Here is a 22163-nt window from a genome sequence, read left to right on the forward strand (position 1 = left end):
TGCGGGTCAGGCCGTTAAGAAAGGGCTTTTGCCGCATCAGGGAAGGGGTCGGGTTCTAGGCCTTGCGATTCAGGGCTACGGCGCGGCCGTCGCCCTCGGTGGCGCGGCCCGAGGCGCCGTAGCCGACGCCTTGGGCGCGGGCGCCCGCGACTTCGGCGGCGATGGTGCGGACCAGGCCCTCAGAGACCTGGCGAGCGGCGTCGACGGTCGATGCGTGCTCGGCTAGAACAGCCTCAAACGCCTGCGTCGCGGAAATCAGAGTGTCGCGAAGGTCAACGGGAATAACTGTCAGGAAAGCGGGCGCGGCCTTGGCCTGGGCCGACTCGCGGCGATAGAGGTTGGCCAGTTCCTGGGTCTCGGCCATGCCAGCGGCGACATCCTGGGCGCGATGGGCGCGGAAGGCGTCGCGCTCGGCTCCGAGGCGCTCGGTCAGAGCCTGGGTCAGGTTGATGAGCTGTTGAGCGCGCAGGGTGGAGGTTTCGACGTCGGCGGTCACGCGGACTGCTCCTGCATCTTGAGCATTTCGGACATGACGGTGTCGGCCAGGCCGATGCCGCCGGCCTTGACGGTCTGCTTGGCCATGGCGTCGAGCAGGAAGCTGCGCCAGGTGGCCTCGCTGCTGCCGCCCCCGAAGGCGCCGTCGGTCTCCAGGCCCTCGAACATGGGCTTGAACATCTGAGACAGGAAGCTGGCCTCGAAGTCCTGGGCGGTCTTGCGCATCTGTTCCGGCGACTGGCCGCGATGGAGCGTCGGGTTGATCGGGTTCATGGCGTTGGCGGCGACGGGCAGGGTGTCCATTACATGACCTCGATGTCGGCTTGCAGGGCGCCGGCGGCCTTGATGGCCTGCAGGATGCTGATCATGTCGCGCGGGCTGACGCCGAGGGCGTTGAGGCCGTTGACCAGGGTCGAGAGCGAGGCTCCGCCGTTGACGATCCGCATCTGGCGGCCGGTCTCTTCCTCGATCGAGACGTTGGACTGCGGCACCACGACGGTCTGGCCGCCGCGGCTGAAGGGCTCGGGCTGGCTGACCATGGGGTTCTCCTGAACCGAGACGGTCAGGTTGCCCTGGGCGATGGCGACGGTGGAGATACGCACCGCGTCGCCCATGACGATGACACCGTTGACCTCGTCGATGATGACCTTGGCGGGGGCGTCGACGCGCACCGGCAGGTTCTCGACCTGGCTGACGAAGCCGGCCATGCCCATGGTCTGGGGCGCGCGGATGGCGACCACGGTGCCGTTCTCGGCGAAGGCGCTGTTGGGATAGGACTGGTTGATGGCGGCGGCGACGCGCTGGGCCGTGGTGAAGTCGGGGTTGCGCAGGGTCAGGCGCACGATCGGCATGGCCGACAGGTCAAAGCCGGTCTCACGCTCGACCACCCCGCCCGAGGCGATGCGGCCGGCGGTCGGCACGCCGCGCGTCACCGAGGAGCCGGAACCGCCCGAGGCCGAGACGGCGCCGGTCTGGACCGAGCCTTGCGCCACCGCATAGATCTCGCCGTCGGCGCCCTGCAGGGCCGTGACCAGAAGCGTGCCGCCCAGCAGGCTCTTGGCGTCGCCCATGGCCGAGACGGCCACGTCCAGGCGCGAGCCCGGCGTGGCGAAGGGGGGCAGGTCGGCGGTGATCATGACCGCCGCGACGTTCTTGGTGTTCAGGTTGGCGCCGCGGATGTTGACGCCCTGGCGCTCCATCATCCCTTCCAGCGACTGGCGAGTGAAGGGCGAGTTGCGAAGGCTGTCGCCCGTGCCGTTCAGGCCGACCACCAGGCCGTAGCCGACCAACTGGTTGGTGCGGACGCCTTCGACAGAGACGATGTCCTTGATGCGCGACTGGGCCTCGGCCGCGTTCGGCGTCGCCGCCAGAATCAGGGCGGTGGAAGCGGAGGCGAGGAGGGCGGTGAGCAACTTCTGCATACGACAGACGTCCTGTTGAGGCGTTCGCGATTAACCATGCGAAGTTCGTGCCGGCGTAAATGTCCTTTGAATTCAATCGGCCGTCTAGGTGGCCTGGAGTGGTGGCGGCAGATTCTGCCGAGACGTTAACCAAGCGGTGACCCTCATGGCCGATGGTTCAGACTGATCGGGAGCATGGATCATGAAGGTCACCGGCCCCTCGGGCGCTACATCGACGCAAGGCTCGCGCCCCACGAAGGCTGCGGGCGGTTTCAGCCTGCCGGCTAGCGGTGCGGCGTCGGGGCCCGCTTCGGCCGCCGCGACCGCTTCCGCGTCGAGCGTGGCGGGGGTTTCGGCGCTGATGGCCCTGCAGGGGGTCGAGGACGCCACCGAGCGGCGGCGCCGGGCGATTCGACGCGGCGGGGGTCTGCTGGACCGCCTGGACGAGCTGAAGCTGGCCATGTTGAACGGCCAGGACGGCGCCCCGGCGCTGGAGCGGCTGGCGCGCAGCCTGCGCGAGGAGCGGCCCGATGACGCCGATCCCGGCCTGAAGGGCGTTCTGGATCAGATCGACCTGCGCGCGGCCGTGGAAATGGCCAAGGCGGAAACGGCCAGGGCGCGCGTCTAGAAGGCCCTGGAAATGCTGGCGAAATGTCAGGTTTCCAGCGGTAAGTGAGGGCAATTTGCCACACTGACCCGACGTTAATGCAGCTTAACAAGAACGCAGACTCGCGAACGCCATTGCCGCGACTCTTCGCCTTGCCTATACGGCCCATGCGCCGCAGGGGGGCGCAGACAACTTGAGCGTGAGTGCGATGAACGCATTAGCGTCTGTGATCGAGGAGGGTTCGGTCATGTACCGTCCCACCGATGACGAGCCGTTTATGAACGAGCGGCAGCTGGCCTATTTCAAGGCCAAGCTCCTGGCGTGGAAGGATGACATCCTCCGCGAATCCAAGGGCACTGTCGTAAATCTGAAAGCCGAAACCGAGAACCATCCGGATCTGGTGGACCGGGCCTCGTCGGAATCCGACCGGGCGCTGGAACTTCGGACCCGCGACCGGCAACGCAAGCTGATCTCCAAGATCGAGGATGCGCTGCGCCGGATCGAGGACGGTTCCTACGGTTATTGTGAGGACACCGGCGAACCGATCGGCCTGGGCCGTCTGGAAGCCCGTCCGACAGCAACCCTGTCGGTCGAGGCCCAGGAGCGGCACGAGCGCCGCGAACGGGTCCATCGGGACGACTGATCTGCACTGATTGGGCGGATCGACTTGACTTGAGCGGACGGCGGCGCGACCAAGCCGCCTTCCTATCGAGGTCGTTGATCCCCCATGTCCGTCAAGGTTCGTTTCGCCCCGTCGCCTACGGGTAAGCTGCACGTCGGCAATGTCCGCACCGCTCTGGTGAACTGGCTGTTCGCCAAGGGGCAGGGCGGCTCGTTCGTCCTGCGCATCGACGACACCGATCTGGCCCGTTCGACTCAGGAGTTCGAGGACGGGATCGAGACCGACCTGACGTGGCTGGGCCTGGTCTGGGACGAGCGCTACAACCAGTCCAAGCGGTTCGACCGCTATGAGGAGGCCGCCGAGCGCCTGAAGGCCTCAGGCCGTCTCTACGCCTGTTATGAAACCGCCGACGAGTTGGACCGCCGCCGCAAAGTGCAACTGTCGCGCGGCCTGCCGCCGATCTATGATCGCGCCGCCCTGCTGCTGACCGACGCCGAGAAGGCCGCCTTCGAAGCCGAAGGCCGCCGTCCGCACTGGCGCTTCAAGCTGGAAGGCAAGCGCGTCGCCTGGGAAGATCTGGCGCGCGGCCACGCCGAGGTGGACACCGCCTCGATGTCGGACCCGGTGCTGATCCGCGAAGACGGCCTGTTCCTCTATACCCTGCCGTCGGTTGTCGACGACATCGACATGGACATCACCCACATCATCCGGGGTGAGGACCACGTCACGAATACCGGCGCGCAGATCGAGATCTTCGAAGCGCTGGACGCCAAGGTGCCCGGTTTCGCCCACATGCCGCTGCTGGTCGGCGCCGACGGCGCGGCCCTGTCCAAGCGTCTGGGCTCGCTGTCGATCAGCGATATGCGCGACCAGGGCTATGAGCCGATCGCCATCACCAGCCACCTGGGCAAGATCGGCACCTCGGACAATCTGGAGATCGCGGCTTCGGTCGAGGCCCTGGGCCAGTCCTTCGCCTTCTCCAAGATGGGGCGTTCGCCGGCGCGCTATGACACCGCCGACCTGGACCGTCTGAACGCCCAGGCCTTGCATGGTCTGACCTATGCTGAGGCGCAGCCGCGTTTGACGGCGTTGGGCGTCGATCTGGGCGAGGGCTTCTGGGAAGCTGTGAAGCCCAACCTGAACAAGTTCGCCGACGTGGCCGACATGGCCAGGATCGTCACCGGTCCGGTGACGCCCGTCATCGAAGACCCCGCCTTTGCGGCGGCGGCGCTGGAAGTCTTGCCGGACGTCATCGACACGGGCGCATGGTCGGCCTGGACGACGGTGGTGAAGGAAAAGACCGGCGCCAAGGGCAAGGGCCTGTTCATGCCGCTGCGTCTGGCTCTGACGGGACAGGCGCACGGCCCGGACATGGCGGCGATGGCGCCCCTGATCGGCCGCGACGCTATCGTGCGTCGCCTGAAGGGCGAGGCGAGCTGAGCCTGTAGGCGCAGCCAGTTACAAGAAAGGCCGCCTTCTCGCGAAGGCGGCCTTTTTCGTTTCCGCGATGCGGCTGGATCAGCCGGCGTTGCAGGTCGCCAGGGCCTGCTCGTCCAGGGTTTCGCCCTTGTAGCTGAAGGCGGTGACTGGGCCGAGCTTGGCGACGACGCGGCGGCAGGCGCGCGCGGCGGGCTGGTTGGTTCCGCCCGAGGCGGTGCAGGACGCGCCTTCGCAGCGCCAGGCGGCGCCGTCGACGATGACGCGACCGGCCGGGGCCTTGGCGGCGTCGGCCAGGGTCAGGCTGGTGGCGGGGGCGTCGGCGAAGGCAGGAGTGGCCGCGAACAGAAGAGCGGCGGCGAGAAGAGCACGCATGGACAGGTCTCCGGTATGGGTAGGGCGCTCGCCCTTATGACGCCATAGTCCGTTTTCTTTTGAAACTGTCAATGCGGTTTCAAGACAACGGATCGACGTTTAGTGACCCACGTTTACTTACCGACGATCATGTTTCAAGTGCGGCGTATTCTCCGCCAATTTCATGGCGGCGACGGCGTCCTCGACCGTGTCGACGCTGATGTAGGCCTCCAGGAAGCTGGCCGGGGTCATGCCTTCGCGCACGCTGTGGCGGATCAGGGCGAAGTAGTTTTCCCAGAAACCGTTCAGGTTCAGGAAGATAACCGGCTTGGCGTGCAGGTCCAGGCGCTTCCAAGACAGCAGCTCGATAGCTTCTTCCAGGGTGCCGATGCCGCCCGGCGCCACGACGAAGACGTCGGATTGATCGTACATGAGCTGTTTGCGCTCGTGCATCGAGGTGACGACCACGGTCTCGACGTCGTCGAACAGACGTTCGCGGCTGCGCAGGAAGGCCGGCATGATGCCGACGACGCGGCCGCCCGCCTCGTGGGCCGCGCGCGCCGAGGCGCCCATCAGGCCCACGCCGCCGCCGCCATAGACCAGTCGCCAGCCGGCCTCGGCCGTCGCCTTGCCGAAGGCGCTGGCGGCCTGGACGTACTGCGGATCAGCCCCGTCGGACGAACCGCAGAACAGGCAGACCGAGCGGCCGTCAAAGGGAGCGATGGTGGCGGGCGGCAAAGACATGAGGCCTCGATACAGGAAGGAAGACAGGGCGACGTCGGCCGCGCTATCTGAGGGGTATAGGCTTATCGCTACGCGGGTCAGGATGAAACGTCGGATTGTCGTCGCAGGGGTCGGCGCTGCATTGCTTCTGGCAGGGTGCGGGGAGCCGGCAGGGGGCGCCAAGGGCGAGGAAGCCCGCCAGGACGGCGGCTGGACGGCCTCGCCGCGCATCCGCGTCGTGGAGCGCCAGGGCGAGGGGGTGGTGGTGCGCGGCGAAGCGTCGCCGGGCGCCCGAGTCGTCCTGCGCGGCGGTCAGGACCTGGCCTTCGCGGTGGGCGCCGACGAAGCCGGTCGATTCGAGCTGCATGTGGGCCAACTGGCTGGCGCCGTCATCATGACGCCTGAGGTTCAGATCGGTCAGTTCCCGGCGTTCGGCCCCGAGCGACTTCTGCTGGCAGGGGAAGGCGCGCCCCTGGCGGCCCTGTTGGTCGAGGGCGGCGCCAGCCGGCGCCTGTCTAGAGGGCCGGCGCTGGATTCGGTGGATGGAGATGGTCGAGGGCTTGTGGCTTCCGGTCGCGCCAAACCGGGGGGGCAGGTCAGGGTTGTCGTGGACGGCGGGGGCGAGGTCACGGCCGGCGCTGATTCCAATGGCCGCTGGGTAGCCGTATTGCCGGGCCTTTCGGATCGGTCCGCGACCGTCATCGTCGGCGGGGCGCGCTTCGACTATCCGGGGGCGGGCGCCGCAGAGAGCGACGTGTCCGGTCGTATTGAGCGGGCGGGCGAGGGCTGGCGGGTGACGCGCAGCCTGTCAGGGGGCGCGCGGCAGACGAGCTGGTTTCCGGACGCATAACGTATCGAAATGACACAATTAACCTTTGATTAACCAAACAGGTCGATCAACAGGTCTGTCTTCTTTCTTCGAGGACACCCACCATCACCGAACGACTTTGGCCCGACGCGAAATGCGTCGGGCTTTTTTCTGTCTGCCGGGGCCGAGGTCAGTCGTTGCGGGCCAGGAAGCGGGGCAGGAGGCCGGCCACCACCTTGCGCCCGGCATCATCGGGTTGGTCCAGCATGTTGCGCAGGGGCGGGCCGATCAGGGCTTCCCCAAAGGCGCTGAGGGCGATGAACAGGACAGCCGAGCCGATCCGTTCACGCGCCTCGCCGTCGTCGCCCATCTTTTCAGCGATGGCTTCGACCAGATCGCCCACGGCGGCGCGAACGGGTTCCAGATGGGACAGGTCGCCGGACAGGGCGATCCAGGCCGCCAATCGGCCGGCCCCACCCTCGGCGAAGGCGTCAAACACGGCGTTGACCAGTTCCAGCGGGGCGCCCTCGTCGGTGCGCAGGCGCGCGACGGCGGTGTCTAGGGCCTTGCTCAGGTCTGCCACCATCGACCCCATCAGCGCCGACTGAAGGCCGGCGGCCGAGCCGAAGTGGTGGATCAGGTTGGCGTGGGTGACACCGATGTCCGCCGCGACCGCCGACAGGGTCACCGCATTGGGGCCGCCCGACAGCAGCAGGGCGCGAGCGGCGTCCACGGCCTCTCGGCGCGCCTCTTCAGGCGAGCGGCGACGGCGACGCGGTTTTTCGATCGAGGCAATTGACATATCTGTAAATGACATTCATGTAGATAGTTGGTCGTCTTAGGCTTCCCCGAAGGAACCCGCAAGTGCAAGTCGTCTCAACTCTTCCCGCTTTCGAGCTTTCCGTCGCACGGCGTCAACCGTCGCAGGCAAACACCCATCGGGTGCAACCGATCCGTGCGCTGCGCGCCATGCGTCGCCTGGTGGCGGACAAGGACGACACTGAACAAGTGTTCGAGATCATGAACGCCCTGTCCGGGCGCTCGCCCGAATGGGGCTATGGGCGGCTGCTGAAAACGCCGGAGGGCGGGCTTCAGGCCTATCATCGTCTGGAACTGGCTGATCGACTTCAGGACCGAGCCTGGCTGGACCAGTTCGCGCCGGGATCGGTGGGGGCGGCCTATCGCGACTTCATCGACGCCCAGAACTTCTCCGCCTACGGTCTGGCCGACGAGAGCCGCAAGGTGGCCGACAGTGAGATCGAAGCCGCCCACCCGCGCGCCTGGTTTGCGCGGCGCATGCGTGACGTGCATGACATCTGGCACGTGCTGACCGGCTATCAGGCGGATGCTCTGGGCGAGGCCTGTCTGGTGGCCTTTTCTCTGCCGCAGACGCGCAGCGCGGGCTTTGGCATGATCGCCTCCAGCATCGCCGTCCAGTTTATGCGGGCGCGCACCGGCTATCCATGCGCGCGGGCGGTGTTCCGGGCCTGGCGCGACGGCCGCCGCGCCGCGTGGCTGCCGGGCGAGGACTATGAACGCCTGTTAGCCGAGCCGCTGGACGTTGCGCGCCGACGTCTGAAGATCCCGACGCCGTCCCTCTATCAGAGCGTGCCGGTCGCGGTTCGAAACGCCTATCAGGGCGGCAAGGGATGAGCCGAGGCGCTTGGGTTCTGGCGGCCGTTGCAGCCGCCTCGGTCGCTTCGCCGGTGATGGCCCAAGACGAGGCCCTCCTGGGGCGCTGGCGCACGCCGGCCCAGAACGGGGTCGTCGCCATTGAGCACTGCGGCGCCGCCCTGTGCGCCAAGGTGGTGGACGCTGCCGCCCTGCGGGCCAACCCGGATCAGCGCGACGTGCGTAATCGCGATCCGGCCCTGAGAACCCGTCCGGTCAAGGGGCTGACGGTGCTGCGGGCCGCCTCGGGCGGACCTCGGGTCTGGAACGCGGGGTCGCTTTATGACCCCGACAGCGGCCAGGGGGCGGCGACGGGGACGTTGACCCTGATCGAGCCCGATCGGCTGGCGGTGCGGGGCTGTATCGCCCGGATGTTGTGCCGGACCCAGACCTGGACGCGGGTGCGCTGAGCGCAACCCGGCCCGACGGACGACGCTTGTAATCGAGAGAGGCCGTCGGGGGGACCGCGTCGGCCATGAGGAAATGGACCATGCTGATCTGGATTGGTGCACTGGCCTTGGGGGCCTTCATCCTGACCTTCGTGCAGGCGAGGATGGTGATCTGGAGCGTCGCCGCCGTCGCCTGGGTCGCGGCGGGTTGGGGCGCGGAAGTCGTTTCGCCGGCGACGGCGGCGATCATGGTCGCGGTGGCCGCGCCAGTGTTTCTGCTGCTGACGCTCAAGCCGCTGCGACGGGCCATCCTGTCGCGCTTCGCCATGGCGGGATTCCGCCGGATCATGCCGAGGATGAGCCCGACCGAGCAGGCGGCGGTCGAAGCCGGCAACGTCTGGTGGGACGCTGAACTGTTCGCGGGCAGGCCCGACTGGAAGCGGCTGCTGGCCACGCCCGCGCCGGGGCTGACCGCCGAGGAGCAGAGCTTCCTCGACAACGAAGCCGAGCATCTGTGCGACCTGGCCAATGACTGGGAGACTACCTCGGTCTGGCAGGACCTGTCTCCCGAGGCCTGGGCCTACGCCAAGGACAAGGGCTTCCTGGGAATGATCATTCCCAAGGCCTACGGCGGTCTGGGCTTCTCGGCCTATGCCCACAGCCAGGTGGTGCAGAAGCTGTCGACGCGCTGCTCGGCGGCGGCGGTCTCGGTCATGGTGCCCAACTCGCTTGGGCCGGCTGAGCTACTTCTGCACTACGGCACCGAAGACCAGAAGAACCACTATCTGCCGCGTCTGGCGCGGGGCGAGGAAATCCCCTGCTTCGCCCTGACCAACCCCTATGCCGGGTCCGACGCCGCCTCGATCACGGATACGGGCGTGGTGTGCAAACAGGTGTGGAACGGGCAGGAGAAGCTCGGCTTTCGCATCAGCTGGCGCAAGCGCTACATCACCCTGGCCCCGGTCGCGACGGTGCTGGGCTTGGCCTTCCGGGCCACCGATCCCGACGGCCTGCTGGGGGGCGAGGCTGAGCCGGGGATCACCTGCGTCCTGATCCCGCGCGACCATCCGGGGGTGAACATCGGACGCCGCCACTGGCCGCTGAACGCGGTCTTCCAGAACGGCCCGACCACGGGCGACGACGTCTTCGTGCCGATGGAGATGGTCATCGGCGGGCGTGAGCAGGTCGGTAACGGCTGGCGCATGCTGATGGAATGTCTGGCCGCGGGCCGGGCCATCTCCCTGCCGTCGTCCAATGTCGGCATGTCCAAGCTGGCCGTGGGCATGGTCGGGGCCTATGTCGCCATCCGTCGTCAGTTCAACCAGCCCATCGGCGCCTTCGAGGGCGTGCAGGAGGCGCTCGCCCGGATGGCCGGTCATCTCTACGCCTCGGACTCGGTCCGGCGTCTGGCGGCGGCGGCCCTGGATCAGGGCGAGAAGCCCTCGGTCGTCTCGGCCATCGCCAAATACCATGTCACCGAGCGCGCCCGTCTCATCATCAATGACGGCATGGACGTGGTGGGCGGCAAGGGCGTCTGCATGGGACCGGGCAACTTCCTGGCCCGCGCCTATCAGCAGATCCCGGTCGCCATCACGGTCGAGGGCGCCAACATCATGACGCGGACCCTGATCATCTATGGTCAGGGCGCCATCCGCTGCCATCCCTATGTCCTGACCCTGATGAGGACGGCGGGCGCGGGCGAGGTCAAGCCGTTCGACGCCGCCCTGTTCGGCTATGTCGGCTTCCTGTTCCGCAACATGGTCCGGGCCTTCGCCTTCAGCCTGACGGGCGGGCAGTTGATCGCCGCGCCGTGGAACGCGGCGCCGCAGCTGAGGCGCTACTACCGGTCGGCCACGCGGTTCTCGACCCTGCTGGCCCTGGCGTCTGACCTGTCGATGGCCACCGTCGGCGGCGCCTTGAAGCGCAAGGGCGCGATGACCGGGCGGATGGGCGACATCCTGTCCCAGCTCTTCATCCTGTCCAGCGTGCTGAAGCGGTTCGAGGACGAGGGCCGCCCGGCCGAGGACCTGCCCTTCGTCCACTGGGCGGCGCAGGACGCCCTGGCGCGGGCCGGGAAGGCGTGGCGCGACCTGCTGGCCAACCACCCCAGCCGGGTCGCGGCCCTGTTCCTGAAGCTGGTAGGGGCGCCGTTCGGGCTGCGGACGCCTGCGCCAGATGACCGTTGCGCTGCTGCGGTCGCGGGTCTGATCCAGAAGCACGGCCCGGCGCGCGATCGCCTGACCGCCGGGTCTTGGTCGGCGCGGATCGAAGTCGATCCAATCGCCGCCACCATCGTGGCCTTTGATCTCTATCCGCAGATCGAGGCCATCGAGCGCCGCTTGAAGGACGAGATCCGTTCGGGCCGCATCGCCCGCGCGCCGCAGAACCTGACCCTGCTGAACGCCTGGGCCGCTGAGGCCGAGGGGCTGAACCTGATCACCGCCGAGGAAAGCGCGGCTATCGCTCGCTTCGCCGCATATGCCGATCAGGCGATTCAGGTGGACGACTTCCCCGCCGATTTCGACATCGCCGCAGGGCTGGAACGGCGTCAGGCGGCGGAGGCCGCGGCCCGCAAGACGACGAAGAAGGCGGCCTGATGAGCGACCGGTATCTGGACTTCGCCAACTCGGGCGTCGGCGGCTGGCTGACGGGGGCGCTGGGCCTGCCGCGTCCGGCGCCGCTGCAACGCCGCGCCGAGGCAGGGGCGGGCGTGGTCGGGCCTCTGTTGCTTGGTCCCGACGGCGGCGGGCGCATGGCGGCGACGTTGGAGAAGCTGGGCAAGGCGGCGGGGCAGACGCTGCACACCGAATGGTCGCCCGACGTGCGCTATGGCGGGCTGGTGTTCGACGCCTCAGGCTGCGCCGACACGGCGTCGGTCCAGAGCCTCTATCGCTTCTTCCATCTGGCGATCCGCTCGGTGGCCGAGCATGGCCGCATCGTGGTGATCGGCACGCCGCCTGAACTTATGGCCGACGCCGAGGGCGAGGCGATCCAGCGCGGGCTTGAGGGCTTTGTCCGCTCGCTGGCCAAGGAGGCGCGGCGCAGCATCGGCGTCCACATGCTCTATGTCGCGCCGGGGGCGGAGGATGCCGCCGACAGCACGCTGGAATTCCTGCTGTCGCCGCGTTCGGCCTATGTCTCGGCCCAGCCGATCCGGGTGGCCGTGCCGGTCGCGACCAGCGAGCCGGGGGCGGGCCACAAGGGACGGCGCGTGCTGGTGACCGGCGCCTCGCGCGGCATAGGCGAGGCCATCACCCGTCTGTTCGTCGCCGAGGGCGCGCAGGTCGTCGCTCTGGACGTGGCGGCGGCGGCAGAGGGGCTGTCGACCCTGAAGGCCGAGCTGGGCGTCGAGACCCTGGCGTTGGACATCACGGCGCCGGACGCCGCCGAGACCCTGTTGACCGATGCTCGGGCGCGCGGCGGCTACGACGTCGTGATCCACAATGCCGGCATTACCCGCGACCGCACCCTCGCCCGCATGGAAGCGCGCGAGTGGGACAGCGTCATGGCGGTCAATCTGACGGCGCCCCTGGCTATCACGCGGACCTTGGTCGAGGGCCGGGGGATGCGCCCCAATGGGCGGATCGTCGCCGTCTCCTCGCTCAGCGGCATCGCCGGCAATATGGGCCAGAGCAACTACGCTCTGTCCAAGGCTGCCTGGATCGGGGCGGTGCGGCGGCTGGCCCCGCAACTGGCCTGGCGCGGGGTCACCATCAACGCCGTGGCCCCCGGTTTCATCGAGACCCAGATGACCGCCGCCATCCCCTTCGCCATCCGCGAGGCCGGGCGACGCATGAACAGCATGGGGCAGGGTGGCCATCCGGTGGATGTAGCCGAGACCATCGCCTGGCTGGCCGATCCGGCATCAAGCGGGGTAAACGGACAGGTGGTGCGCGTCTGCGGCCAGAGTTTGCTCGGCGCATGACGGCAGCGGGGGGGATTGAGCGGTTCGACGCACCGCTGTCGGGCGCCGCCGTGGTCGCCGGGGCTTTGCGCGGGATGCTGCGCGCCAAGGGCGGCGAGGCGGTGCTGCCGCAGCGGGCCTTGGCGCGCGAGGTGGTGTTGGAGGCCGAGGCGGTCGGCGCCTATGCCCGCCTGTGCGGCTTTTCACCCGAGCAGGGCGTGCCGATTACATGGCCGCATATTCTGGCGTTTCCGTTGCAGATGCGGCTGATGCTGGGGGTGGACTTTCCCTATCCGGCCATGGGGCTGGTGCATCTGCACAACCGTATCCGCCAGCACGCGCGGCTGAACCTAGGCGACCGGCTGACGCTGACGGCGCGGGCGGGGCGGTTCCTGGCCCACGACAAGGGGCAGGCCTTTACGCTGGAGACCACGGCGACGCGCGACGGCGCGACGGTGTGGCAAGGAACGAGTGTCTATCTGCGGCTGGGGCGTCCCGGTCAGGGCGAGCAGGCGCCGGTGCTGAAGGGCGAGGCGGCCGACCGGCTGGTCGAGGCCTGGACGGTCCCGGCTGATCTGGGCCGTCGCTATGCGCGAGTCTCGGGCGACGCCAATCCGATCCACACCTCGGCCCTGGGGGCGCGGCTGTTCGGTTTCCGCCGGGCCATTGCGCATGGGATGTGGACCAAGGCGCGGGCCGTCGCGGCCCTGTCGCCACGCGCGCCGCTGGACGCCGCCGAGGTCGAGGTCGCCTTCCGCGCGCCGCTCTTCCTGCCGGGACAGGTCGGGCTCTACGCCGGACCTGCGGACGACATCCGTGATTTTGAGGTGCGCGACGCTGCCGGGGCGCGCGCCCATCTGCGGGGTCGGTTGACCCTTTCGCCTGAGGATAGTGTTTCATGCTGACCGCTGCTGCGCCGCGCCGGGTCGCCATTCTGGGCGGCAACCGCATTCCCTTCGCGCGATCGAACACCGCCTATGCCGAGGCCTCCAATCAGGAGATGCTGACGGCGGCGCTGCAAGGTCTGGCCGACCGCTACAACCTGCACGGCCTGCGGCTGGGCGAGGTGGCGGCGGGCGCGGTGCTGAAGCTGTCGCGCGACATCGCCCTGACGCGCGAGAGCCTGCTGGACACCACCATCGGCCACGACACCCCGACCTATGACGTGAGCCAGGCCTGCGGCACCGGGCTGGAGGCGGCCATTCTGGTGGCCAACAAGATCGCCCTGGGCCAGATCGAGGTCGGCGTCGCCGGCGGGGTGGACACCACCTCGGACGCGCCGATCGGGCTGAACGAGAGGTTCAGGAAGGCCCTGCTGGCGGCCAACCGCGAGAAGACGACGGGCGGGCGCATCAAGGCACTGCTGGGCGCCGGGCTGAGCGCGCCCTTCAAGCCCGAGCCGCCGCGCAACGCCGAACCGCGCACCGGCCTGTCGATGGGCGAGAGCTGTGAGGTGATGGCCAAGCGTTGGGCCATTCCGCGCGAGGATCAGGACGCCCTGGCCGTGGCCAGCCACCGCAACGCCGCCGCCGCCTGGGAGGCCGGGCTGTTCGACGATCTGGTGACGCCCTTCCGGGGGCTGAAGCGCGACAACAATCTGAGGCCCGACATCGACCCGGCCAGGCTGGCGACGATGAAGCCGGTGTTCGACCGGGTGGGCGGCACGCTGACGGCGGCCAATTCCACCCCCCTGACCGACGGGGCCTCGACCGTGCTGCTGGCCAGCGAGGAGTGGGCGAAGGCGCGGGGCCTGCCGGTTCTGGCCTATCTGCGCACCGGCGAGACGGCGGCGGTGGACTTCGTCAACGGCGACGAGGGGCTGCTGATGGCGCCCGCCTACGCCGTGCCGCGGATGCTGGGTAAACTCGGTCTGACGCTGCAGGAATTCGACATCTATGAGATCCACGAAGCCTTCGCCGCCCAGGTGCTGTGCACGCTGAAGGCCTGGGAGGACGAGGACTACGCAAAGACCCGTCTGGGGCTGGACCGGGCGCCGGGGGCGATTGATCGGGCCAGGCTGAACGTCAATGGCGGCTCGCTGGCGGCGGGGCATCCGTTCGCGGCGACCGGCGGGCGCATCCTGGCCAATATGGCGACCATGATCGACCGGCGCGGCGGCGGGCGCGGCTTGATCTCCATCTGCGCGGCGGGCGGTCAGGGCGTGGTGGCGGTGGTGGAGAAATGACCGATCTGGCCGTCGATAACGCCGCTTCGGCCGAGATGGACCGGCTGTGGGAGGAGCGGTTCTGGACCGCCCATTACCGCGCCGGCGTCCCGGCCTGCATCGAGGACGAGCTGGCGCGCTGGACCTCGGTGCAGCAGATGTTCGAGGCGGACTCTCGCCGCTTCGCCGAGCGGCCCGGCTATGTCAGCCTGGGCACTGCCCTGACCTATGGTCAGGTGCTGGCGGCAGCCAAGGCCTTTGGGGCCTGGCTGCAGTCGGTCGGCATCCAGCCCGGCGACCGGCTGGCGCTGATGATGCCCAACTGCTTGCAGTATCCAACGGCCCTGTTCGGGGTGCTGTTCGCCGGCGCCGTGGTGGTCAACGTCAACCCGCTCTACACGCCGCGCGAGCTGCAGCATCAGCTGAAGGACAGCGGGGCGGTCGCCATCGTGGTGATGGACATGTGCGCCAAGACGCTGGAGCAGGCGCGCGAAGGCACCAAGGTCCGCCACGTCGTCGTGACGTCGATGGGCGACATGATGCCGGGCCTGAAGGGCCTCGCCGTCAGCGCCATGATGCGCCATGTGCAGAAGCTGGTTCCGGCCTGGCGGATGCCGGGCGCGCATCGCTGGAAGTCGGTGATGCGGCGCGCGCGTCGCCTGCGCCTGAAGCCGGTCGAAACCAGGCCGGACGACATCGCCTTCCTGCAATATACGGGGGGCACGTCGGGTGTGGCCAAGGGGGCCATGCTGACCCACCGCAACATCCTGGCCAATACGCTGCAGGGCCGCGCCTGGGTGCTGGATCAGATCGATCAGGGCGAGGTGATCGGCAACGTCACCATGCTGCCGCTCTATCATATCTTCTCCCTGACGGCGAACCTGATGATGTTCACCGGGGCTGGCGGCAGGAACATCCTGATCGCCAATCCGCGCGACGCCAAGCGGGTGGAATGGATTCTGCGCAAGGAGCGTTTCGTCGGCATGACGGGGCTGAACACCCTCTTCTCCAGTCTTCTGAAGACCGAGGCGTTCCGCAATCGCGACTTCTCGGACCTGAAGCTGACCATTGCCGGGGGCATGGCGACGCAGAAGGTGGTGGCCGAGGAGTGGGAGGCGGTGACGGGCGCGCCCCTGGTCGACGGCTACGGCCTGACCGAGACCTCGCCGGTGGTCTGCATCGGTCGGGTCGATCTGGAGCATCCCGAGACCATGGGCTTTGACGGCACGGTCGGCCTGCCGGTGCCCTCGACCGAGGTGCGGATGCGCCGCGACGACGGCAGCTGGGCCGGAGTCGATGAGCCGGGCGAGCTGTGCGTGCGCGGGCCGCAGGTCATGCTGGGTTATTGGCAAAGGCCGGATGAGACGGCCAAGGTCCTCTCGGCGGACGGCTGGCTGGCGACCGGCGACGTGGGCGTGATGCAGGCGGACGGCCGGGTGCGGCTGGTGGACCGGATCAAGGACATGATCCTGGTCTCGGGCTTCAACGTCTATCCGGGCGAGATCGAGGACGTGGTGGCGTCGCACCCCCTGGTCGAGGAGGTGGCGGCTGTCGGCGTGCCTGATCCGGTCCAGGGCGAGCGGATCAAGATCGTCGTCGTGCCGCGCTCGCCCGAGCTGACGACGGAGATGCTGGTCGCCCACTGCCGGGCGCAGCTGACCGCCTACAAGACGCCCCGTCTGGTGGAGTTCCGCAGCGAGCCCCTGCCCAAGACGCCGGTGGGCAAGGTGCTGCGGCGCGAGCTGCGCTGAGGTCTAGGCGGTTTCCGACGCCGCCTGGGGCGCGCGCTTGCGCGTGATCAGCAGGCCGAAGAGCGCCGCCAGTGGGAACATCAGCACGCCATAGACGGCGGCGGGCAGGGACATGTCGGGGACCATCAGCACCGACTGGGCGATGACGATGGCCAGGGTGGCGTTGTGCAGACCGACCTCGAAGGCGCTGGCGATCGATTGTTCACGGTTGATGCGGAACAGGCGCGGGACGATGAAGCCTATGCCTAGGCTGAGGACGCAGAAGCTGACGACGATGCCGGCCAGGGCGATGAAGTCGTCCTTCAGCACGGCGAAGTTGGACACGACAGCACCGGCGATCACCAGGGTCAGGATGACGACCGAGGCCAGGCGCACCGGCTTGTCCATGGCGCGGGCGAAGCCGGGTTTGAAGCCGCGCACCAGCATTCCCAGGCAGACGGGGGCCAGTACGATCATAAAGACCTCGATGGTTTTCTTCAGTTGCAGCCCCACGGTCATGTCGCCCGGCTGGAACCAGGCGATCGACAGGTTGACGATGACCGGCAGGGTCAGGACGGCGATGACCGAGTTGATCGCCGTTAGGCTGATGTTCAGCGCCACGTCGCCCCGGAACAGGTGGCTGTAGAGATTGGCCGTGGTGCCGCCGGGCGAGGCCGCCAGCAGCATCATGCCGACCGCCAGAACCGGCGGCAGGCGAAACAGCAGCACCAGCCCGAAACAGACGACTGGTAGAAGCAGCAATTGACAGGCCAGTGCGATGGCGACCGCCTTGGGCCGCTTGCCTATGCGGGCGAAATCGCCGGGCGTCAGGTCCAGCCCCAGCCCGAACATGATGATGCCCAGCGCGACCGGCAGACCGATCATGGCCAGAGGTGAATCCATGGTCTTTTCCTCCCCCGAGAAACCTCAGACCCGACCGGCGAGAGCGCGCCCCGCCGCCCGGCCCGAGAAGATGCACCCGCCCAGGAAGGTGCCTTCCAGCGCATTGTAACCATGTAATCCGCCGCCGCCGAAGCCCGCAGCCTCGCCTGCGGCGTATAGTCCTTCGAACGGCGTTCCGTCGGCCTTCAGCACCTGGCTGGACAGGTCCGTTTGCAGCCCGCCCAGGGACTTGCGCGTCAGAACGTGCAGCCGGACCCCGATCAGCGGCCCGGCCTCGGGGTCCAGCAGGCGGTGCGGCGTCGCCGTGCGCGCCAGTCGGTCGCCCAGATAGCGACGGCTGTTGTGGATGCTCATGACCTGGAAATCCTTTGAATAGGGATTGTCCATCTGGGCGTCGCGGTCCTCGACCTGCTGGCGGATCAGGACCGGGTCCAGCAAGGGGCGCCCGGTCAGGCTGTTCATCCGGGCGACCAGGGTCTCCAGATCGTCGGCGAAGACGAAGTCCGCGCCCTTGTGCTTGAAGGCGTCCACGGCGGGCGGCGCGCCCTTGCCGAGACGGGAGGCCAGCACCTTCAGCCACTTGCGGTCGGTGATGTCGAGGTTCTGCTCAGACCCCGACAGCGCGAACTCCTTCTCCAGGATCTTCTGGGTGACGATGAACCAGGAGTGGTCATGCTCGGCCAGATCCGGCGCGGTCCGCAGGTGCTTCAAAGTGGCCATGGTGTCGTGGCCGGGCAGGGCGGGCGAGGGCAGTCGCCGCCCGAGCGCATCCAGCCACAACGGTGACGGGCCGGGCAGGATGCGGATGGCGTGTTTGGGCCAGATCGGGTCCCAGTTCTGCACCCCCTCGACGTAGTGCCACATGCGATCGCGGTTCACGAGCCGCGCCCCGGCGCCGTCGGCGATATCCAGCAACCGCCCGTCGACATAGGCGGGCACGCCGGTGATCATGGCCTTGGGCGGTGCGCCCAGTCGCTCGGGCCAGAAGCGCCGCACCTTGTCGTGGTCGCCGCCGATGCCGCCCGAGGCGAGGATGACGGCTTGCGCCTTCAGGGTGAAGTCGCCGACCACATGGCGGTTTGAGACCGCGCCGCGCGGCGCATCGTCCGGCGCCAGGATCGCGCCCGCCACCCCGGTGACGCGCCCGCTCTCGACCAGGAGCTGATCGACCCGGCGACGGTGGTGGAAGGTCAGTCGGCCATCCTTGGCGGCCTGTCGCGCCCGGTCGGCGAAGGGCTCGGACACGCCGGTCCCGGTGCCCGAGGCCACATGGAAGCGCGGCACGGAATTGCCGTGGCCGAAGGCCTGCCCCTCGCCGCGCTCGGCCCAGCCAACCATGGGGGTCAGGCTGATCCCGTGCTGTTTCAGCCATGAGCGCTTCTCGCCCGCAGCGAATTCGACATAGGCGCGCGCCCATGGGATCGCCCATTCGTCCTCGGCCAGGGGCCCGTCCAGACGGTCCCAGCCGGCGCTGCCCCGCCAGTCGCGCCAGGCCAGATCGAAGCTGTCGCGCACGCCCAGCCTTCGCTGTTCAGGGGAGCCGACCAGAAACAAGCCGCCGAATGACCAGAAGGCCTGCCCGCCGAGGTTGGCCGGGTTCTCCTGATCCACCAGGGCCACGCGCTTGCCGACCTGCACCAGCTCGTTCGCGGCGACCAGCCCGGCCAGTCCGCCGCCCACTACGATGATGTCCGCGTCCATATCCATCCCCGTCCAAGAATGAAGTTTGACTAACATGATTGTCAATAAGAAACGAGAGTTTCTTTGACGAACATACTTGTCAATATGTATTGACAGATAGGTGAGTAGCGTGATCGTCTGGACCTAACCGCTGCCGGCGCCGCCCCGGCCAGTGGAACGAAACTGGCGGCGTGGAAACGTTTGCGGCCCGTTGGGGAACGGGGCGCTCCCTGGGGAGGGGTTTAGATGACGGCATTGGTCGTTCATGCGCGCTTGGCCGCGACTGTATCCATTCTTGCATTGACCATGGCGACGCCGGCCCTGGCCCAGACCGCGCCTGACGGCGCGGCCACGACGGTTGGAGACATCATCGTCACGGCCCAGAAGCGCGAAGAATCGATCCAGGACGTGCCGATCGCGGTCTCGGCCTTTTCGGCCGAGACCCTGGACGCGTTGAAGATCGAGGGCGGCTCGGAACTGATGCGCGCCATCCCCAACGTCAGCTTCTCCAAGTCCAATTTCAGCATGTATAACTTCTCGATCCGCGGGGTCGGGACCAAGGCGATTTCGGCCAGCAGCGATCCGGCTGTGGCTGTCAGCTTCAACAACACCCCTTTGATCCGAAATCGCCTGTTTGAGCAGGAATACCTGGATGTGAACCGCGTCGAGGTTCTGCGGGGGCCGCAGGGCACGCTGTATGGACGCAACGCCACCGGCGGCGTGGTCAATATGATCCCCAATCTGCCGGGGCCCGACTTCGATTCCATGCTCAAGGCAGAGGCCGGCAACCATGGTTCCGTGCGGGGCCAGATGATGGTCAATATTCCGCTGGGCGACACCTTCGCGGTGCGGGCTGCGGCCTCGATGACCAAGCGTGACGGTTTTGATTACAACAGCTTCAACGATACGGATGTGAACGATCGCGATCTGTATTCCACGCGGCTGTCTGCCGCATGGGAGCCGAACGACGTGTTCCGCGCCAATCTGATCTGGGAGCACTTCGAAGAAGACGACCAGCGCGCCCGGACCGGTAAGCAGCTCTGCACCAAGGACCAGGGTCCGACCCAGGTCGGATCGACCACCATTACCGACAGCTTCATCCGAAACCGGCTGAGTCAGGGGTGTATGGCGTCCAGTATTTTTGAAGAGGCCGCCTACGGCACGCCCAACGGCGGGGCTTTCTCCCACCTGTTCATGGGCGCGCTGATGAATTACGGCGTCTTGGACCCGACCGTGTACGACCTCGTACCCGCGTTCAAATACACGGTGGACCCCTATGCGGGCATGGTTCAGTCTCGCGATCTGCGCGAGATCGCGACGTCATATGATCCGAAGTTTCGAGCGAAAAATGATTTCGTTCAGTTGAATCTTGAATTCGATATATCAGATGGTTTGAAGTTTTATTCTCAGACCGCTTATGCCAAGGACTCGTATTACTCGACGCAGGACTATAGTCGTTATGTAAGTAATGATGTTTTCAACGACTCTTCGGCAGTTTATTACGAATTCTTCGGCGGCCCAATTGCTCCGAGCCCCGCGGCTCCCGGCGGCGTGTACACGGACCCGCAACTTGGCGCCCATTCCTCGCTTCTGTCTGTTGATGTTAGTTCTTCGGAAAATAGCCAGTTTACCCAGGAGTTCAGGCTTCAATCGTCTTGGGATGGTCCGGTTAATTTTAGCATCGGCGCCAATTATCTGGATTTCAAATCTGAAGATAACTACTACGTATTCAATAATCTGTTTTCCTTTATCGCGGAATATTTTTACAATCAGAAACTGAGTGCGGCTCCCACGCTCGACACGATACCTTGTGGCGATCCGGCGGCTCCGACCTGGCGCGAGTGCGTCTATGTAGACTATTCGCCTCTGTCCGATCTGGCTGGCGATGGTCACAACTATTTCCGTAGCCGGAACGTGGTCAGGACCCAGTCGCTGGGCGTATTCGGTGAGTTGTATTGGGATGTGAGCGACGATGTGCGCGTCACGGCGGGGCTTCGCTACACTGATGACCGCAAGACCACGACTCCCTATCCCAGCCAATTGCTTCTGGGCGCCTCTCCGACGGGCGAGCCAGGGATTTCATCGGGCGGCTATGTCAATCGCGGCTATCCGGCTCTCCCTGATGTGAAGCAGGGCTGGGACGCCTTGACGGGTCGACTGGTGGTGGATTGGAAGCCTGACCTGTCCTTCTCGGACGACACCCTGATCTACGCCTCCTATTCCAGGGGCTACAAGGGAGGCGGCACCAATCCGCCGCGGGTCGATATCAATCCGGTCGTGATTCAGTATCAGCCCCTGGCGTCGGAGTTTTCTCCTGAATACGTCAATGCTTTCGAGATCGGCGCCAAGAACACCTTCATGGACGGGGCTCTGCGCCTGAATGCGACGGCCTTCTATTACGACTACAAGGACTATCAAGTCTCCCAGATCGTCGATCGCATCTCGCTGAACGAGAATTTCGACGCCAGGATCTGGGGGGTTGAACTGGAGGGCGCTTTCTACCCCACGCCCGCCTGGCGGATTGACGCCAATGTCGGCTATCTGAACACGCGCGTTGCGGATGGAGAAAAATCCATCGACGTGATGAACCGGACGCAGGGCAATGAGGATTGGACCCTGCTGCGGCCCTGGGTTCAGGTGCCCTCTAATTGTATTGCGCCGACCAAGCACGTTGAGACGATCATTGGCGCTGGATATGACTCGGCGACGACGGGCCTGGCGCTTCAGGCCTTGTGTTCCGGGTCAGCCCGGTATGGCACGTTCAACCCGGACTATCCCTCCCTGTTGCCGATGTGGGCCTTCTTCGGCTTCACCTATGACGCCCTGACCGAGGCTCCGAACTTCGGTCGCGGTTTCGACGCCGACCTCAGCGGTAACGAGATGCCGAACTCGCCCAACTGGACGGCCAATATCGGAACGCAATACACCATTCCTGTGGGCGGATGGGACGTCACCTTGCGGGCGGACTATTACTGGCAGGGGGAGAGTTATTTCAGAATTTACAATACGGAATACGACAAGCTGAAGTCGTGGGATAACACCAATATTTCTGTTACTGTCGAAAATGCCTCGAGTGGGCTAACGATGCAGCTCTACGTGAAGAACGTGTTCGATAACACGCCAATCACCGATGCTTTCACTAATAGCGACGATACGGGTCTGACAACCAACGTGTTCACTCTGGACCCTCGTCTGATCGCATTCTCCGTCAGCAAGAAATTCTGATGAATTTCAATTCAAAGTTGTTGACTCACAACCTTGAGGTGTTGATTGTAG

At 66.5% G+C, this 22163-nt stretch carries 20 protein-coding genes; 12 read left to right on the forward strand and 8 right to left on the reverse strand.

The window, feature by feature from the left end; all coding sequences use genetic code 11:
• Nucleotides 1-55 precede the first annotated feature (55 nt).
• From CQ039_RS02105 to CQ039_RS02115, 3 genes are read right to left on the reverse strand one after another with little or no spacing between them, the layout of a single operon-like run.
• Nucleotides 56-496 (reverse strand): flagellar basal-body protein FlbY, encoded by a 441-nt coding sequence (locus CQ039_RS02105; protein WP_105562335.1) that lies wholly within the window; start codon nt 494-496, stop codon nt 56-58.
• Entirely contained in the window at nt 493-798 is a 306-nt protein-coding gene (locus CQ039_RS02110) for a rod-binding protein (RefSeq protein WP_105562334.1), read from the reverse strand. The genes CQ039_RS02105 and CQ039_RS02110 overlap by 4 nt, the downstream gene beginning before the upstream one ends.
• Nucleotides 798-1916 carry a flagellar basal body P-ring protein FlgI gene (locus tag CQ039_RS02115; RefSeq protein ID WP_105562333.1) on the reverse strand — a complete coding sequence of 373 codons (1119 nt, stop codon included), beginning with the start codon at nt 1914-1916 and terminating at the stop codon, nt 798-800. Before CQ039_RS02115 ends, CQ039_RS02110 begins: the two co-directional genes overlap by 1 nt.
• A 181-nt stretch (nt 1917-2097) precedes the next feature.
• On the opposite strand from CQ039_RS02115, the gene CQ039_RS02120 reads away from it, so the two are divergent.
• The 3 genes from CQ039_RS02120 (at nt 2098) to gltX (ending at nt 4564) form a co-directional block, all read left to right on the forward strand.
• Nucleotides 2098-2523, forward strand: a complete 426-nt coding sequence (locus CQ039_RS02120) for a flagellar assembly protein FliX (RefSeq protein WP_105562332.1) — start codon at nt 2098-2100, stop codon at nt 2521-2523.
• A 226-nt stretch (nt 2524-2749) separates the two neighbouring features.
• The gene (dksA, locus tag CQ039_RS02125) at nt 2750-3145 is read left to right on the forward strand and encodes an RNA polymerase-binding protein DksA (RefSeq protein WP_369831535.1); all 396 of its coding nucleotides are present in this window, start codon (nt 2750-2752) and stop codon (nt 3143-3145) included.
• An 84-nt stretch (nt 3146-3229) separates the two neighbouring features.
• Complete coding sequence (gene gltX, locus CQ039_RS02130; protein ID WP_105562330.1) at nt 3230-4564, forward strand: glutamate--tRNA ligase; 1335 nt, start codon at nt 3230-3232, stop codon at nt 4562-4564.
• Between the two features lie 78 nt (nt 4565-4642).
• Here the strand turns inward: gltX and CQ039_RS02135 are convergent, their stop codons facing one another.
• Nucleotides 4643-4936, reverse strand: a complete 294-nt coding sequence (locus CQ039_RS02135) for a hypothetical protein (RefSeq protein WP_105562329.1) — start codon at nt 4934-4936, stop codon at nt 4643-4645.
• Nucleotides 4937-5053: 117 nt separating this feature from the next.
• The gene (locus tag CQ039_RS02140; protein WP_105562328.1) at nt 5054-5659 is read right to left on the reverse strand and encodes a TIGR00730 family Rossman fold protein; all 606 of its coding nucleotides are present in this window, start codon (nt 5657-5659) and stop codon (nt 5054-5056) included.
• A gap of 82 nt (nt 5660-5741) precedes the next feature.
• Between CQ039_RS02140 and CQ039_RS02145 the strand changes: the two genes are divergently transcribed.
• A complete protein-coding gene (locus CQ039_RS02145) occupies nt 5742-6488 on the forward strand; it encodes a hypothetical protein (protein WP_105562327.1) in 747 nt (248 codons plus the stop codon).
• A 148-nt stretch (nt 6489-6636) separates the two neighbouring features.
• On the opposite strand, the gene CQ039_RS02150 is transcribed toward CQ039_RS02145, so the two are convergent.
• Nucleotides 6637-7248, reverse strand: a complete 612-nt coding sequence (locus tag CQ039_RS02150) for a TetR/AcrR family transcriptional regulator (protein ID WP_105562326.1) — start codon at nt 7246-7248, stop codon at nt 6637-6639.
• Between the two features lie 140 nt (nt 7249-7388).
• Between CQ039_RS02150 and CQ039_RS02155 the strand changes: the two genes are divergently transcribed.
• From CQ039_RS02155 to CQ039_RS02185, 7 genes are all read left to right on the forward strand, one after another.
• The gene (locus CQ039_RS02155; RefSeq protein ID WP_233190129.1) at nt 7389-8099 is read left to right on the forward strand and encodes a Coq4 family protein; all 711 of its coding nucleotides are present in this window, start codon (nt 7389-7391) and stop codon (nt 8097-8099) included.
• Nucleotides 8096-8527 carry a DUF2147 domain-containing protein gene (locus CQ039_RS02160; protein WP_105562325.1) on the forward strand — a complete coding sequence of 144 codons (432 nt, stop codon included), beginning with the start codon at nt 8096-8098 and terminating at the stop codon, nt 8525-8527. The genes CQ039_RS02155 and CQ039_RS02160 overlap by 4 nt, the downstream gene beginning before the upstream one ends.
• A gap of 80 nt (nt 8528-8607) precedes the next feature.
• Nucleotides 8608-11103, forward strand: a complete 2496-nt coding sequence (locus CQ039_RS02165; RefSeq protein WP_105562324.1) for an acyl-CoA dehydrogenase — start codon at nt 8608-8610, stop codon at nt 11101-11103.
• On the forward strand, nt 11103-12431 hold the full coding sequence (locus tag CQ039_RS02170; protein ID WP_105562323.1) for a 3-oxoacyl-ACP reductase: 1329 nt from the start codon (nt 11103-11105) through the stop codon (nt 12429-12431). The genes CQ039_RS02165 and CQ039_RS02170 overlap by 1 nt, the downstream gene beginning before the upstream one ends.
• The gene (locus tag CQ039_RS02175; RefSeq protein WP_105562322.1) at nt 12428-13315 is read left to right on the forward strand and encodes a MaoC family dehydratase; all 888 of its coding nucleotides are present in this window, start codon (nt 12428-12430) and stop codon (nt 13313-13315) included. Before CQ039_RS02170 ends, CQ039_RS02175 begins: the two co-directional genes overlap by 4 nt.
• Entirely contained in the window at nt 13309-14595 is a 1287-nt protein-coding gene (locus CQ039_RS02180; RefSeq protein WP_105562321.1) for an acetyl-CoA C-acetyltransferase, read from the forward strand. The genes CQ039_RS02175 and CQ039_RS02180 overlap by 7 nt, the downstream gene beginning before the upstream one ends.
• Nucleotides 14592-16325 (forward strand): AMP-binding protein, encoded by a 1734-nt coding sequence (locus CQ039_RS02185; protein WP_199183538.1) that lies wholly within the window; start codon nt 14592-14594, stop codon nt 16323-16325. Before CQ039_RS02180 ends, CQ039_RS02185 begins: the two co-directional genes overlap by 4 nt.
• Before the next feature lie 3 nt (nt 16326-16328).
• Here CQ039_RS02185 and CQ039_RS02190 read toward each other — a convergent pair whose 3' ends face one another.
• Nucleotides 16329-17207, reverse strand: a complete 879-nt coding sequence (locus tag CQ039_RS02190; RefSeq protein WP_105562320.1) for a bile acid:sodium symporter family protein — start codon at nt 17205-17207, stop codon at nt 16329-16331.
• A 24-nt stretch (nt 17208-17231) separates the two neighbouring features.
• Nucleotides 17232-18914, reverse strand: a complete 1683-nt coding sequence (locus tag CQ039_RS02195) for an FAD-binding dehydrogenase (RefSeq protein ID WP_233190128.1) — start codon at nt 18912-18914, stop codon at nt 17232-17234.
• Between the two features lie 219 nt (nt 18915-19133).
• Here CQ039_RS02195 and CQ039_RS02200 point away from each other — a divergent pair, with 219 nt between their 5' ends.
• Nucleotides 19134-22112: a TonB-dependent receptor gene (locus CQ039_RS02200; RefSeq protein WP_105562318.1), complete on the forward strand. Its 2979-nt coding sequence runs from the start codon at nt 19134-19136 to the stop codon at nt 22110-22112.
• Nucleotides 22113-22163 lie beyond the last annotated feature (51 nt).

Origin of the sequence: Brevundimonas sp. MYb52, from assembly GCF_002979535.1 — a bacterium.
Lineage (GTDB): Bacteria > Pseudomonadota > Alphaproteobacteria > Caulobacterales > Caulobacteraceae > Brevundimonas.

Coding starts and splice junctions, on each gene's coding strand:
- CQ039_RS02110 (WP_105562334.1), bottom strand. CDS start 798: ATGGACACCCTGCCCGTCGCCGCCAACGCCATGAACCCGATCAACCCG.
- CQ039_RS02115 (WP_105562333.1), bottom strand. CDS start 1,916: ATGCAGAAGTTGCTCACCGCCCTCCTCGCCTCCGCTTCCACCGCCCTG.
- CQ039_RS02120 (WP_105562332.1), top strand. CDS start 2,098: ATGAAGGTCACCGGCCCCTCGGGCGCTACATCGACGCAAGGCTCGCGC.
- dksA (WP_369831535.1), top strand. CDS start 2,750: ATGTACCGTCCCACCGATGACGAGCCGTTTATGAACGAGCGGCAGCTG.
- gltX (WP_105562330.1), top strand. CDS start 3,230: ATGTCCGTCAAGGTTCGTTTCGCCCCGTCGCCTACGGGTAAGCTGCAC.
- CQ039_RS02135 (WP_105562329.1), bottom strand. CDS start 4,936: ATGCGTGCTCTTCTCGCCGCCGCTCTTCTGTTCGCGGCCACTCCTGCC.
- CQ039_RS02140 (WP_105562328.1), bottom strand. CDS start 5,659: ATGTCTTTGCCGCCCGCCACCATCGCTCCCTTTGACGGCCGCTCGGTC.
- CQ039_RS02145 (WP_105562327.1), top strand. CDS start 5,742: ATGAAACGTCGGATTGTCGTCGCAGGGGTCGGCGCTGCATTGCTTCTG.
- CQ039_RS02150 (WP_105562326.1), bottom strand. CDS start 7,248: ATGTCAATTGCCTCGATCGAAAAACCGCGTCGCCGTCGCCGCTCGCCT.
- CQ039_RS02160 (WP_105562325.1), top strand. CDS start 8,096: ATGAGCCGAGGCGCTTGGGTTCTGGCGGCCGTTGCAGCCGCCTCGGTC.
- CQ039_RS02165 (WP_105562324.1), top strand. CDS start 8,608: ATGCTGATCTGGATTGGTGCACTGGCCTTGGGGGCCTTCATCCTGACC.
- CQ039_RS02170 (WP_105562323.1), top strand. CDS start 11,103: ATGAGCGACCGGTATCTGGACTTCGCCAACTCGGGCGTCGGCGGCTGG.
- CQ039_RS02175 (WP_105562322.1), top strand. CDS start 12,428: ATGACGGCAGCGGGGGGGATTGAGCGGTTCGACGCACCGCTGTCGGGC.
- CQ039_RS02180 (WP_105562321.1), top strand. CDS start 13,309: ATGCTGACCGCTGCTGCGCCGCGCCGGGTCGCCATTCTGGGCGGCAAC.
- CQ039_RS02185 (WP_199183538.1), top strand. CDS start 14,592: ATGACCGATCTGGCCGTCGATAACGCCGCTTCGGCCGAGATGGACCGG.
- CQ039_RS02190 (WP_105562320.1), bottom strand. CDS start 17,207: ATGGATTCACCTCTGGCCATGATCGGTCTGCCGGTCGCGCTGGGCATC.
- CQ039_RS02195 (WP_233190128.1), bottom strand. CDS start 18,914: ATGGATATGGACGCGGACATCATCGTAGTGGGCGGCGGACTGGCCGGG.
- CQ039_RS02200 (WP_105562318.1), top strand. CDS start 19,134: ATGACGGCATTGGTCGTTCATGCGCGCTTGGCCGCGACTGTATCCATT.